The organism is Caballeronia sp. M23-90, assembly GCF_053574605.1.
Window position 1 is genome coordinate 1 of the sequence record NZ_JBSIPA010000173.1, and the last position, 12,207, is coordinate 12,207.

13 protein-coding genes are annotated in these 12,207 nt (G+C 60.5%); 6 read left to right on the forward strand and 7 right to left on the reverse strand.

Annotated elements, in window-relative coordinates; translation table 11 throughout:
- The 5 genes from ACRXB1_RS17895 to ACRXB1_RS17915 all read right to left on the reverse strand — a co-directional run.
- Positions 1-484 (reverse strand): MFS transporter (locus ACRXB1_RS17895; protein ID WP_449492727.1); only part of this gene is annotated, 484 nt, incomplete at its 3' end.
- Positions 485-524: 40 nt separating this feature from the next.
- A complete protein-coding gene (locus ACRXB1_RS17900) occupies positions 525-1,517 on the reverse strand; it encodes an ABC transporter permease (RefSeq protein WP_174364100.1) in 993 nt (330 codons plus the stop codon).
- Positions 1,518-1,531: 14 nt separating this feature from the next.
- Positions 1,532-3,064 (reverse strand): sugar ABC transporter ATP-binding protein, encoded by a 1,533-nt coding sequence (locus tag ACRXB1_RS17905; RefSeq protein WP_449492728.1) that lies wholly within the window; start codon positions 3,062-3,064, stop codon positions 1,532-1,534.
- Positions 3,064-4,032 carry a sugar-binding protein gene (locus ACRXB1_RS17910; protein WP_449492729.1) on the reverse strand — a complete coding sequence of 323 codons (969 nt, stop codon included), beginning with the start codon at positions 4,030-4,032 and terminating at the stop codon, positions 3,064-3,066. Before ACRXB1_RS17910 ends, ACRXB1_RS17905 begins: the two co-directional genes overlap by 1 nt.
- A 108-nt stretch (positions 4,033-4,140) precedes the next feature.
- A complete protein-coding gene (locus ACRXB1_RS17915) occupies positions 4,141-4,899 on the reverse strand; it encodes an SDR family NAD(P)-dependent oxidoreductase (protein ID WP_375507577.1) in 759 nt (252 codons plus the stop codon).
- A gap of 281 nt (positions 4,900-5,180) precedes the next feature.
- On the opposite strand from ACRXB1_RS17915, the gene ACRXB1_RS17920 reads away from it, so the two are divergent.
- A complete protein-coding gene (locus ACRXB1_RS17920; protein ID WP_449492730.1) occupies positions 5,181-5,873 on the forward strand; it encodes a GntR family transcriptional regulator in 693 nt (230 codons plus the stop codon).
- 357 nt (positions 5,874-6,230) lie between these two features.
- The gene (locus tag ACRXB1_RS17925; RefSeq protein ID WP_449492731.1) at positions 6,231-6,530 is read left to right on the forward strand and encodes a hypothetical protein; all 300 of its coding nucleotides are present in this window, start codon (positions 6,231-6,233) and stop codon (positions 6,528-6,530) included.
- Here the strand turns inward: ACRXB1_RS17925 and ACRXB1_RS17930 are convergent.
- Positions 6,507-7,466 (reverse strand): AraC family transcriptional regulator, encoded by a 960-nt coding sequence (locus ACRXB1_RS17930; protein WP_449492732.1) that lies wholly within the window; start codon positions 7,464-7,466, stop codon positions 6,507-6,509. The genes ACRXB1_RS17925 and ACRXB1_RS17930 overlap by 24 nt on opposite strands.
- A gap of 168 nt (positions 7,467-7,634) precedes the next feature.
- Between ACRXB1_RS17930 and ACRXB1_RS17935 the strand changes: the two genes are divergently transcribed.
- From ACRXB1_RS17935 to ACRXB1_RS17950, 4 genes are all read left to right on the forward strand, one after another.
- Positions 7,635-8,480 carry an oxidoreductase gene (locus ACRXB1_RS17935; RefSeq protein WP_449492733.1) on the forward strand — a complete coding sequence of 282 codons (846 nt, stop codon included), beginning with the start codon at positions 7,635-7,637 and terminating at the stop codon, positions 8,478-8,480.
- 241 nt (positions 8,481-8,721) lie between these two features.
- Complete coding sequence (locus tag ACRXB1_RS17940) at positions 8,722-9,966, forward strand: lactonase family protein (RefSeq protein ID WP_449492734.1); 1,245 nt, start codon at positions 8,722-8,724, stop codon at positions 9,964-9,966.
- 33 nt (positions 9,967-9,999) lie between these two features.
- A complete protein-coding gene (locus ACRXB1_RS17945; protein WP_449492735.1) occupies positions 10,000-10,380 on the forward strand; it encodes a hypothetical protein in 381 nt (126 codons plus the stop codon).
- Between the two features lie 148 nt (positions 10,381-10,528).
- Entirely contained in the window at positions 10,529-11,563 is a 1,035-nt protein-coding gene (locus tag ACRXB1_RS17950) for a GlxA family transcriptional regulator (RefSeq protein ID WP_449492736.1), read from the forward strand.
- Here the strand turns inward: ACRXB1_RS17950 and ACRXB1_RS17955 are convergent.
- The coding region (locus ACRXB1_RS17955) for an NAD(P)/FAD-dependent oxidoreductase (RefSeq protein ID WP_449492737.1) at positions 11,560-12,207 on the reverse strand (648 nt) is incomplete at its 5' end. The two genes, ACRXB1_RS17950 and ACRXB1_RS17955, sit on opposite strands and share 4 nt — an antisense overlap.

Sequence of the window (12,207 nt, forward strand, 5' to 3'; positions counted from 1 at the left end):
TCACCACGCCTACCGCGCGGCCCCGGAATTGCGGCCGGATCGTTTCGCCGATCAGCACGGCGCCCGCCGCCCATTCACCGCCAAAACCGAAACCGAGAATGGCCCGTGCGATCATCAACTGGTCGAAGTTCTGCACGAACGCGCACGCAATACTGAAGATGCAGAACCACGCAACGGTGATCTGCAGCGTCTTCACGCGGCCGATCCTGTCGGCGAGATAACCCGCAAGCCAGCCGCCTATAGCCGATGTCAGCAGCGTACCTGTCACCGCCAGGCCCGCAATGCCGGTATCGACTTTCCACAACGTCATGATGGTGCCGATCACGAGCGGATAGATCATGAAGTCGAGCGCATCCAGCCCCCAGCCGGTAAAGCATGTCCAGAAGGTGCGCCGCTCCTGCGTGGTCAGTTCCTTGTAGAACGCGGCGAGACCGGTGTCGTCGCGTTTGTCCGGGTTCAGTGGTCTTGGTGGTGTCTGGCTCATGCCGTGGGTATCCGTGTGATCGTACGTGCCGCAAAGCGTGTCACGCCTTCACGGTTACTTGTTGTTCCGCCGGGGGACGCAACGCCGCGCGCCGTTGCCGCAGCGCTTTCAACTGGCCATCGATCAGCACGCCGAGCACGATCACGCCGCCCATGACGGCAAAATTCAGCGACGACGGAATCCCCAGCAGGTTGACGAGATTCTGCAGGATCTGCAGCAGCACCGCACCGAGCGCAATCCCGAGTATCGAACCCTCGCCGCCGCGCAGCGAGCAGCCGCCCAGCACCGCGGCAGCGATCGCATAAAGCTCGTAGAACGTTCCATGCGACGCGGGCGCAACGGAGCGCGTGTACATGGCGAAGTAGACGGACGAGATGCCCGCGAGTCCCGAGCAGATCACGTACGACGCAATCACCACCGCCCGCGTGTTGATGCCCGAATAACGCGCCGCCTCTTCGTTCTTCCCGACCGCGAAAAGGTAACGGCCGAACACCGACTTGTGCAGGACCACGGCCATGATCGCCGCAATCACCACGAACGCGATAAAGCTGTTCGGCACGCCCCAGATATGACCCGTCGTCAGCCGTTCCAGCGTCGGGAAGGTCTGGCCGAACTCGAAGCCGGCAGTGCCGTCATCAGTGTAATAACGCGCCGCGCCGCGATAGATCAGCAAGCCGCAAAGCGTGACCACGAACGGCTGCATGCGCAGCCTTGTCACGAGGAAACCGTGGACCAGCCCGATCACCAGTCCCGCGACGACCATCAGCACGGTGGCGACGATCCAGTTCACGCCATCGGTTGAAAGAAGCGTCATGAAGATCACGCCGAGCAGCGCGAACACCGATCCGATCGACAAATCGATGCCGCCCGTGATGATCACGAATCCCTCGCCGATCGCAAACAACCCGAACAAGCCGATGAGGTTCGCCGTGTTCGAAAGATTCGCCGGCGAGATGAAACGCGGGTTGATGATCGCCACGATCGTGCCGACGACCAGGATGAGCACGAGTAGGCCCAAGTCTTTCTTCAACATGATGTCTGCCTGTTTTAATGAACCGTCTGGACCGTTTCGCCGACGGCGAGATGCATGATGCTCGCTTCGCTGAGCGCGTCCCGTCCGAGAATGCCGGCGATGGCGCCCTCGTGCATGACCGCCACGCGATCGCTTATGCCGATCACCTCTTCCATGTCGCTCGATATCATCAGGATCGCCACGCCCCGGTCAGCGAGCTTGCGCATCAAAGCGTAGATTTCGCTCTTTGAGCCGGCGTCGACACCGCGTGTGGGCTCGTCGAAGATGACGAGTTTCGGCTGCATGCACAGCCACTTGCCGAGCACCACCTTCTGCTGGTTGCCTCCGGACAGCGCGCCCGCGTGAACATCCACGGAAGGCGCCTTGATGCGCAGCGACTTCTGCTGTTCTTCTGCCACGCGCTGCACGTTGCGGGTATCGACGAGATTGCCGCGTGAGACTGCAGGCAAGCTCGCAAGCACGATGTTTTCAGCGATGCTGCTGTCCAGGATCAGCCCGGAATGCTTGCGGTCCTCCGGGATCAGATAGATGCCGAGCCTGATTGCATCTCGCGGAGAGCGGATCACGACAGTCTTGCCGTTCAGACGCAGCGCGCCGCCCGCCGGCTTGTCGATACCGAAGATCGCGCGCGCCAGTTCCGTGCGTCCCGATCCGATCAGCCCTGCAAGGCCGAGGATTTCGCCGCCTCGCAAAGCAACCGTCACCGGTTGCGCGGGATAAGCCGGCGTTGCAAACGCTTCGAGTTCCAGGACGGGCGCGCGCGGCGCGGTTTCCGGCGGCGTGTAGAGCGTGTTGAGACTGCGCCCGATCATGAGCCGGATCATTGCGTCGTGCCGGATCTCCGCACGATCGAGGCTGCCCACGAGCGCGCCATCGCGCAGCGCGACCACGCGGTCCGCGCACTGCTCGATTTCGGACAGGCGGTGCGTGATGAAGATGATCGCCACGCCGCTTTTCTTGAGATCGCCGACGATATCCAGCAATCGCGACGTCTCGGACGTGGTGAGACTCGACGTCGGCTCATCCATGATGATGAGCTTTGCATCGAGCGACAGCGCCTTGACGATCTCCAGCATCTGGCACTGGGCAATCGACAGATCCGCCACCGGCGTGCTCGCCGAAAAATCGCAGCCAAGCCGCTTCAGGAGCGGCGTGACGCGGGCATGCAGAACCTTGTTGTCCACGAGCCGCAACGGGCCGCCATAGCGCGGTTCACGGCCGATAAAAACATTCGCTGCCACATCGAGGTTCTCGAACAGGTTGAGTTCCTGATGCACGAACGCGATACCCGCGCCGAGCGACTGCGGCACGCTCAGCGCGGCATGTTCGCGCCCTTCTATGGCGATCGTGCCGCTCGTGGGTTCGATCACACCGCCGAGCACTTTCATCAGCGTGGACTTGCCCGCGCCGTTTTCGCCGATCAGGCCCACGACCTCGCCTGCATCGACGTGAAAGCTCACGCCCTTCAGCGCCTGCACCGCGCCATAGGTCTTGGCGATAGCCTTCAGCGACAGCAACGGCGCGCGAGATGGCAGCGGCTCGCTCATCACTTCTTCGCCATCCACGTCTTGACCTGCGCAATGAAACCATCGACATTCGATTTGTCGATGATCTGCGTCGGCACGATGATCTTGTGATCCTTGGGGATGAACGACTTGTCGCCTTCCAGGTAGCGCGCCATGTACTTCATGCCGAGGTAGCCCCATTGATACGGCTGCTGCACCACGGTTCCCGCCACCACGCCTTGCTTGATGCCGTTGAGCGTGCCCTGGTCGTTGTCGAAGCCCACCACCGTCACCTGACCGGCGCGGCCGGATTGCTGCAAGGCCAGCTCGATCTGCGGCGTGTTGTACGCAAAAATGCCGATCATGCAGTTGACGTCCTTGCGCGCGGTCAGGATATCGGCCGCATTGCTTTGCGCCCGCGCCTGATCCATCTCGTCGGAGCGCACGCTGTCGATCGTGATCTTCGTATTCTGCAGCCCTTCCTTCATTCCCTTGATGCGCTGCACGGCAAGGTCGGCGCCCGGCAAGCCCGCGAACGCCACGCACTGGCCGCCGTTCGGCATGGCCTTCGTCAGGATTTGCGCCGCCTGCTTACCCGCATCGAAATTGCTCGATCCCAGATAAAACGCGCGCTTCGTGTCGGGCGCGTCGCCATCGGTCGTGGCGAGCAGCGTCTGGCCCGCCACTTTATTCAGCTCCTCTGTCTGGGTCTTGGGGTCCACCGAACTCAGGATGATGCCGGCCGCGCCGTTGGCAACGAGGTCATCCAGCAAGCGATTCTGGACCGCCGCCGACGACTGTTCCGGATACTTCATTTCAATTATGTAGTTCGGCAATTCGGCCTGGGCTTTGCGCATGCCGGCTTCGGCGAGCTTCCAGAAATCCACCGCCCCGTTCGCGACGAAGTAGAGATGTTTTTTATCGGCGGCGTGCGCTGACGTTGCAGCTGAAGTTACTGCCGAGACGAGCAACGCTGCGCTCAGCGCGGCTACGGACCACTTTCGGGACATGACTATCTCCTGTCATCCCTCCTGGCGAGGGAAACATATGTTGTTTTCGACGAGTTCTTGAAAAACTTCGGGGTGGTGAAACCAGCCAGCAATAACGCTTCGGTTTCCTTACGAGTTGAACGCACCTCCATCCGCAAGCAGGGCCTGCGCATTGACGTACGAGGATTCATCGGAGGCAAGGAAGACAAAGAGCGGCGCGATCTCGGCTGGCCGGCCCTGGCGGCCAAGCGGAACGAAGGTCGCGACCTTGTCGTCCTGAGTCGCGCGTCCGCCCATGAATCCGACGATCGGGTCGTTGAACGCGGTATCGACCCAGCCGGGGCAGATCGTATTCACTCGAATGTTCGATGGTGCCAGTTCCAGTGCGAGCGTGGTGCCAAACGCGATCACTGCGCCCTTGGACGCCGAGTACACGGTGAGTCCGGGCTGGCCGCGTTTGCCGGCAAGCGAAGCCGTATTGATGATCGAGCCGCCGCCCGACTGGCGCAGATGCGGCACCGCATGCTTCGCGCCGAAAAAGAGCCCTCGCACGTTCACGGCGAAGACGCGGTCGAATGCGGCGGCATCGAGCGCCGTGATATCGCCCGACGTCATCACACCCGCGTTTTGCGCCAGGACGTCGAGGCCGCCGAGCCACGCGGCGCCGTCATTGATGAAGTCCGCGACGCTCTCCTCGCGCGAGACGTCCACGGCAATGAACCGCACGTTCGCGCCGAGTTCGGCTGCGACAGCGCTGCCGCGCTCGGCGTCGATATCGCCAATCACGACTTTCGCACCTTCCGAAAGGAACGCTTCGACCGCCGCTTTCCCAATGTTGTTGACCGCACCCGTGATGATGATGCGCTTGCTGCTCAGCCGCTGTTTCACGCGCCTGTCTCCGTTGTTTGAGCAATGGTCCCGCGCCGGCGCCTTGACCGCGCGGGGTTCGGCGAACCGGGGAATGAGCGGCGTGCGCTTCAAAAATCCGCTTCAACATGGTTCGACGCGACCAGTCTCGTTTTCTTTGACTCGATTGTCAATGATCTTGTTGACGTATAATTCAACGATGCTGAGTGATAACGTTTGCCTGAAGGAATGACGCCTGCAGCTAGAATTGCGAACATCGGACATAACGCCTTTCCAACCTTCAAACGGACCACAGGTTTTAGATGACAGACACGACTACTCGAAAACCATCGACGAATCAGGTTCAAGAGATCGTGAAAGCGCTCGAAGAGCAGATCGTGCTCGGCTGGCTGATGCCGCGCCAGCGTCTGCTCGAGGAAAAGCTGAGCGCCCAGTTCGATTGCAAGAAGCACGTGATTCGCGAAGCCATCTTCGAGCTCGAACGCATGGGACTGGTCGAGCACATTGCGAACAAGGGCGCGACCGTGCGTCTTCTCAGCCCGGAAGAAATCCGCCAGATTTATTCAGTGCGCGAGGCGCTCGAGATGCTCGCCGCTCAGCAGATTCCCCTGCCCGGCTCGCCGGAGTTCGTGGCGGAACTGACGCGGATCCAGACCGAACACACGCAGGCAGTTGAAGCGAAAGACTATCGCGCGGCATTTCACGCGAACATGGCGTTTCACGATTGCCTGTTCTCGGCATGCGGCAATCCGTATCTTGCGGAGATGATCCGCAGCTCGGCGCAGAAGGTGCATGGCGCGCGGTTCTATACGTCCGCAAGCCAACCGCATCTGATGAATGCGCGCGATGAACATTGGGCCATGATTCGTGCAATCGAAAGCGGCAGCCGCGAGAGTCTCGTGACGCTGTGCCGAAGCCATATCGGGCCATCGCTCGATACGTACCTGAACGCGGTGCGTGGATTGTTTGAGACAGCGCCGCCGGGCGCGCGCTAAAAAAACCGGCAGCAACCGCTTCGCAACAAACCAGCCAAGACCACGCGCCGGCGCTCGATAGCGCCTGCCGACATCCCGTACTTCCCTCGAAAAAATTTCCAGAATTTATTGACCCTGCGCGGAATAAATCCGCAGCGCCAATCGTATTGCCATGCAGTCGTCAAATGCTAACGCGAATCATTTGACATTGCGTCCGCCAAAAAGTCACACGATCCGTCGCTGCTCTCCGGCATATTCGCAATCAAAAAAGTGGGTGTAATAAATATGAAATAAAATCGAAACTCCTTGAGAGCCGGCCTTCTCGTGCTTGCCGGTGCAGCGCAGATCGATCGGGCCATCGCGCAACAAGGGCCGGCCGTGTCTGAAGACGCGATCCTGCCGCCGATCGAGATCCGGGGCAGCGCTCCTTCGAGCTATAGCCCTTTCGGCCGCGACAATACAATAAGTAATCCAAATCAAATCAGCTCGGCAAGCAAGACTGGTACGAAACTGAAAGATTTGCCATCGAATGCACAAGTCATCCCGCGCGCAGTGCTGTCCGAGCAAGGTGCGACCATGCTTCGCGAAGGCGTGAGCAACGCAAGCGGCGTCAACGTCGGCGGCCAGGACACGAAAGGCTATTACGACCACTTCCTAATGCGACGAGACAAAGATTGAAGACGGCAGCGGGTCGGGCATCGCGAAGTTCTGCTTCATGCGCGCGACCTCCTCATGCGGACTGCTTCCGAACAGCCGCTTGAATTCCCGGCTGAACTGCGATGCACTTTCGTAACCCACGCTCGCCGCCGCACCCGCCGCCGTCATGCCATTGCGCGCCATCAGCAAGCGCGCCTGATGCAACCGTGTCGACTTGATGTACTGGATCGGCGATGAATCCGTGACGCTCTTGAAGTGCGCGTGAAACGTCGCGATACTCATGTTCGCTTCCCCCGCAAGGTCCTCGACGGTCAGCGCCTGAGCAAACGAAGCGTGAATCTTGCGGATTGCCCGCGAGATCTTGCCGAAGTGTCCCTGACGGCTCAGCGCGGCGCGCATGGAACCTCCCTGCTGTCCGATAAACACGCGAAAATAAAGCTCTCGCACAATCGACGGTCCGATCACTTGCGCCTCAAGCGGATCGCGCATGGCATGCAAAAGACGCAGGACGGTACGCGCCAACGGAAGATCGAGTGGCGTGGTCGCCATGCCGGCCGGTTCGGACGACGACACCGCGTCGAGCTCTTCAAGTTGCAGCATCAGTTCGGCCGCGAGGCTGAAATCGAGACGCAGATAAATAGCGAGCAGCGGCTCTTCTGCGCTCGCTTCGGTTTCCATTGAAAACGGCAAGGGAACGGAGACGACCAGATACTGATTCGCGTCGTACAGGTAAACGTCGTCGCCGAGATAACCCCGTTTGCGCCCCTGGCACACGATCACGATGCCGGGATCGTAAAGCACCGGCGTGCGCGTCAACGGCCGGTTCGACCTGAGAAAGCGCACGTCGGGCAGCGCGCACAGGCTATAGCCTTCGACCGGCGCGAGTTCGAGCAAGAGCGCATTGGTCTCGCGACGCAATGCGTCCATGGGATCAGTGGAGTCTGATAAGTCGGTCATGGCGTCGTATTGGGATCGAGCGAAGCCTCATCTTGCACCGGCCGATGTGTCGAGTCCAGAGGATCATAGGATCAGGCAAGCCTTTCAGACTATCGAACATAGCTTGCGGTGAGCATGGAAACTACTATTTGATCGTTCCTTTCACACATCACAACCCTGGATACGACCATGACTGAAACCACCAAGAAAATCTTCCTGATCACCGGAGTCAGTTCGGGCTTCGGACTGGCGTTCGCACGCGCGGTGCTCGATGCCGGCCACACCGTTGTAGGCACCGTGAGGGACAGCGTCGCGGCCAACGCCTTCAAACGGATGGCTCAGGACCGCGCGCACCCCCTGCTGCTCGACGTCACCGATTTCGCAGCAATCGAACCCGCCGTGCTATCGGTCGAGACAGACATTGGTCCTGTCGATGTCCTTATCAATAACGCAGGTTACGGTCACGAAGGCACGCTCGAAGAATCGCCGCTCGAGGACATGCGTCGTCAGTTCGACGTCAACGTGTTTGGCGCCGTAGCGATGATCAAGGCGATCGTACCGTCCATGCGCAAACGCAGGGCGGGCCACATCATCAACGTCACGTCGATGGGCGGTTTCATCACCATGCCCGGCATTTCGTACTATTGCGGCAGCAAGTTCGCGCTCGAAGGAATTTCGGAAACCTTGTCCAAGGAGTTGAAGGGCTTTGGCATTCACGTCACCGCCGTGGCGCCCGGATCGTTTCGCACCGACTGGGCAGGACGTTCGATGGTGCGCGCGGGCCGCAGTATCGACGATTACGATGCGTTGTTCGAACCCATCCGCCGCGCCCGCGAGGAAAAAAGCGGCAAGCAGGCGGGGGACCCGGCCAAGGCTGCGCAGGCGCTGCTGAAGGTCATTGCTTCGCCGAATCCGCCGGTCCATCTGCTGCTCGGCAATGACGCGTTGAAGTTCGTCAGAGAAAAGTTGTCTTCCCTCGCCGATGAAATCAGCGAGTGGGAAGCGGTGTCGAGCTCAACCGACTACGCGGATTAGTCCATCCGCGAGAGCGGCGGCGCAAGGCCGTCGCCCTACTAGAAACGATTCGCCCGGATCAGAGTATCAGGCAAGACCTCATGGCAACCGCATCGCCTTTCTGAGTGCTTGCAACGCTATCCCTCTTCCCCACGAAGCCACCGGAAGCTGTCACCATACGGCTCAACTTCGTTGTCCCATGCGTCACGAAGGAATTCAGAGGACAAGTCGATCCGCAGGCAAATCACTTTGGAGGAGAACAATGAGTCATTCCCGCGATACGCACAAAGGTGTATCGGCTGGCCGCCGTTCCTGGCTCAAGCAGGCCGGCACGATTGCAGTTGCATCGAATCTCGGCGGACTGGCCTGGAGCGCGAACGCCCAGGCCGCGACGCACGATGGCAAGACGTTGTATGCCTTTGTCGGCACCTATACGCCGAATGGCCTCGGTATTCATCGCTTCAAGGTCGATACACAAAACGGCAAGCTCGAAGCACTCGAACCGCTTCGCGGTCCTCAGAACCCGAGTGCGTTTGTTTTCGATCACGCCCAACGTGTGCTGTTCGCGGTCAGTGAAATCAAGGACTACAACGGCACGAAAGATGGTTCGGTTTCGGCCTACGCCATAGAACCCGGGACGGGTGCGCTCCGCCTGATCAACACGGTGGATTCGCAGGGCGCGGGACCTGTGTATTTGAGCCTGCATCCGAACGGCCGCTTTCTGATGGTCGCGAATTACAACAGCGGCAGCATCGCGGTGTTCCCCGTGGGCCGCGACGGCGCGCTCAGCGATGCCTGCAGCGTGCAACGGCCAGAGGCGCCGCCGGGCGCGCAGCATGCAGCCGAAGGTGCGCCGGGAAGCTTTGCGGTCAGTGACCACGACGGTTCGCATGCCCATACGATCGTGCCGTCGCCGGATGGCCGGTACGTGATCTCGACTGACCTGGGTGTGGATAGAACCTATGTCTGGAAGTTCGATGATGCAACCGGTGCGCTGTCACCGAACGATCCGCCTTTCGTTGCGGCGTCGGCGGGCGCGGGGTCGCGGCACGTCGTGTTTCATCCGAGTGGGAAGTACATGTATGAGGTTACCGAGGAAGCATCGACGCTCGTCAGCTACGCTTACGACGCCGAGCGCGGAACGCTGACGCAATTCCAGTCGGTATCGACGTTGCCCGATGCGTATCAGGGCACGAGCTTTGCGTCGGAGATCATACTTTCCGGCGACGGACGCTTTATCTACGTTGCAAACCGCCTGCATGACACGATCGTCCAGTTCCGCGTGAGCGCGAATGGCCGGCTGACGCGCATTGGCGAGATCCCAACGGAAGGCGACTACACGCGCGTGATCAGATTCGATCCGTCGGGACGGTTCCTCTATTCGCTCAATCAACGCAGCGATCACATCGCGATTTTTGCCGTCGATAAACCCAGCGGCAAGCTTCGTTTCACCGGTACTTATGTTGCGGTGGGCAGTCCTGCCGATATCGCTTTCGCGGCGGCTTAGGCCGTCTTTGGCGCGCCGTTCAGACAACGCTTGGTGGTGACGCCTGCATGGCGCACAAAGATTCCGCGAACGCAATACACTGGCACCTTCTTCAACGTCGCCCAGACCATGCCTGCAGAAGACCCCGCTGAAAAGCCACGGCAAAACGCGGCGCCTTTCAAACGCGAGCCGGTTCCCGACCTGCCCCGCAAACTGCCGACGGGGACGAGCGGCATGGAACCAGCCGTCGCGACAGGGTTTTGCGGACTGATGCTCGATGCCGGCGCCTGGGCTTTCATGCGCGACAAAAGCGGTGACTTCTTCCCTGCGCTCACACCCATCTGCATGGTTGCGGGCGCCATTCTTACCACTGTCAGCGTTGTTCTGTTCGGCCTGGTCTGGCTCAGGCGCCGGCGTGGTTTGGGTTCAAAATAAGCGTGAGTGACGAAGTGGGTTAATGGCGTGGGTTATTCGGCTTGGCTCGGTGTTTTGCCTGCCACGCACCGCAAACTTCGACTATGATCGTGCGACACATCCGGCCGGCATCGCAGGCCGGTCAGGCCATCTTGCAACGCCAGGTGCAATGAACAAACAGCCTTTTCACACGCATTCAGACGCAATCATTGACAAGCCCGCTTCGCAGGACGCCCGCCCTGAAACAGCCGAAGCAGAAAGCGCCTTTGTGTTTTTGCTGGTGGACGGTCTTTCGATGATGAGTCTCTCCTCAGCGATAGAACCGCTACGCTCGGCCAACAGGCTGGTGAACAGGGCGCTCTATGGCTGGACGCTCGCAAGTCTCGATGGCAATCCCGTGTATGCGTCGAACGGAATCGAATTGCAGGCCCGAAAGCTCGACGACGTAATGACCACCGCTCAATACATTTTCGTTTGCGGTGGCCTGCGTCTCGACCCGGCACTCGAGCCGGCATATCTGCGCGCGCTGCGCCGCGCGGCTCGCACGGGCGCGGTGATCGGATCTTTATCGACAGGAAGTTATCTGCTTGCGCGCGCCGGTCTGCTCGAGGGCTACCAGTGCACGATCCATTGGGAAAACCTCTCTGCCTTCACCGAAGAGTTTCGCGGCTTGATGTGCTCGGGAAAGATCTACGAGATCGACCGCGACCGCATGACGTGCTCGGGTGGCATCGCCGCAATGGACATGATGTTGCAGTTGATATCGGAGCAACACGGTCCTGAGCTTGCGGTCCGGGTGGCGAACCAGTTTCACCACGAACGCATCCGCGACAGCGACGACGAACAACGCGGCTGGCGCGACCAAAACCACGAGAGCCTGCCCCGCGGCATCCGGCGCGCTATCGAACTGATGCGCGCGCACGTGGACGAGCCACTGCCCATATCGCGTATCGGCACCGACATAGCCATGACCTCACGCCAGCTCGAGCGGCTGTTCCTGCGCCATTTGAACGCAACGCCCGCGCGCTACTACGTGACATTGCGGCTCGAACGGGCGCACGACCTGCTGGTTTATTCGAATGTCCCGGTCGCGGATATCGCCCTTGCTACGGGGTTTGCTTCGGCTTCGCATCTGGCGCGCTGGGTGAGGCGTGTCTATGACGCGAGTCCGACGGATCTGCGCAGCGCCTTGCCGCGTTCCTAGGCGGCAGCGGCGGGTAATGGCATCCACCCCTGCATGCTGCGCCAGTCGGGCTCGAGTTGCGCGAAACGCGACAGCGCGAACCCGGATATGTCTGCGAACGAGCAGGCGCCATCCACAACGAGGTCGCGAATTGCGTGGCCGCTCGCCGGCGACAAACCGAAACCAACGCTCGACAACGTCGCGACGGTCAGGTTTTCCATCGGACCTGGCCGGTCGACTACGGGCCGCCCATCCGGCGTATTTTCGATAAACCCCGCCCAGCTACGAATGACCCGGGCGTGTGCAACCTTCGGGAAAAGCCCAGCCACACGCGCTGCGATACTGGCCTGCAAAGGGGTCGAGTGCGGGCGCTCGCCTTCTGCGCTTTTATAGGTATCGGCGAGATCGACCCATTCGTGCGGCCCACCGCCATAAGCCAGATTGCCGCGCAGCGTCTGCCGTCCATAGAGGCCGTTGCCATCCACGCCGCCTATGGCCATGAGCGGCAGCGGCTCGGTCACGATCATCTCGGCACGTGCGCTCGCAAGCGGCACGTCCACGCCGAGCATTGCGGCAAGCTCGCCCGTGCGTGGTCCCGCTGCAATCACGACATGATCGCAGGCCAGGTGTCCCCGCGACGTTTGCACGCCGACCACCCGTGCGCA

Excerpts from the sequence above, each read along its gene's own strand:
- ACRXB1_RS17900 (WP_174364100.1), bottom strand. The coding sequence starts at position 1,517 with ATGTTGAAGAAAGACTTGGGCCTACTCGTGCTCATCCTGGTCGTCGGC.
- ACRXB1_RS17905 (WP_449492728.1), bottom strand. The coding sequence starts at position 3,064 with ATGAGCGAGCCGCTGCCATCTCGCGCGCCGTTGCTGTCGCTGAAGGCT.
- ACRXB1_RS17910 (WP_449492729.1), bottom strand. The coding sequence starts at position 4,032 with ATGTCCCGAAAGTGGTCCGTAGCCGCGCTGAGCGCAGCGTTGCTCGTC.
- ACRXB1_RS17920 (WP_449492730.1), top strand. The coding sequence starts at position 5,181 with ATGACAGACACGACTACTCGAAAACCATCGACGAATCAGGTTCAAGAG.
- ACRXB1_RS17930 (WP_449492732.1), bottom strand. The coding sequence starts at position 7,466 with ATGACCGACTTATCAGACTCCACTGATCCCATGGACGCATTGCGTCGC.
- ACRXB1_RS17935 (WP_449492733.1), top strand. The coding sequence starts at position 7,635 with ATGACTGAAACCACCAAGAAAATCTTCCTGATCACCGGAGTCAGTTCG.
- ACRXB1_RS17940 (WP_449492734.1), top strand. The coding sequence starts at position 8,722 with ATGAGTCATTCCCGCGATACGCACAAAGGTGTATCGGCTGGCCGCCGT.
- ACRXB1_RS17950 (WP_449492736.1), top strand. The coding sequence starts at position 10,529 with ATGAACAAACAGCCTTTTCACACGCATTCAGACGCAATCATTGACAAG.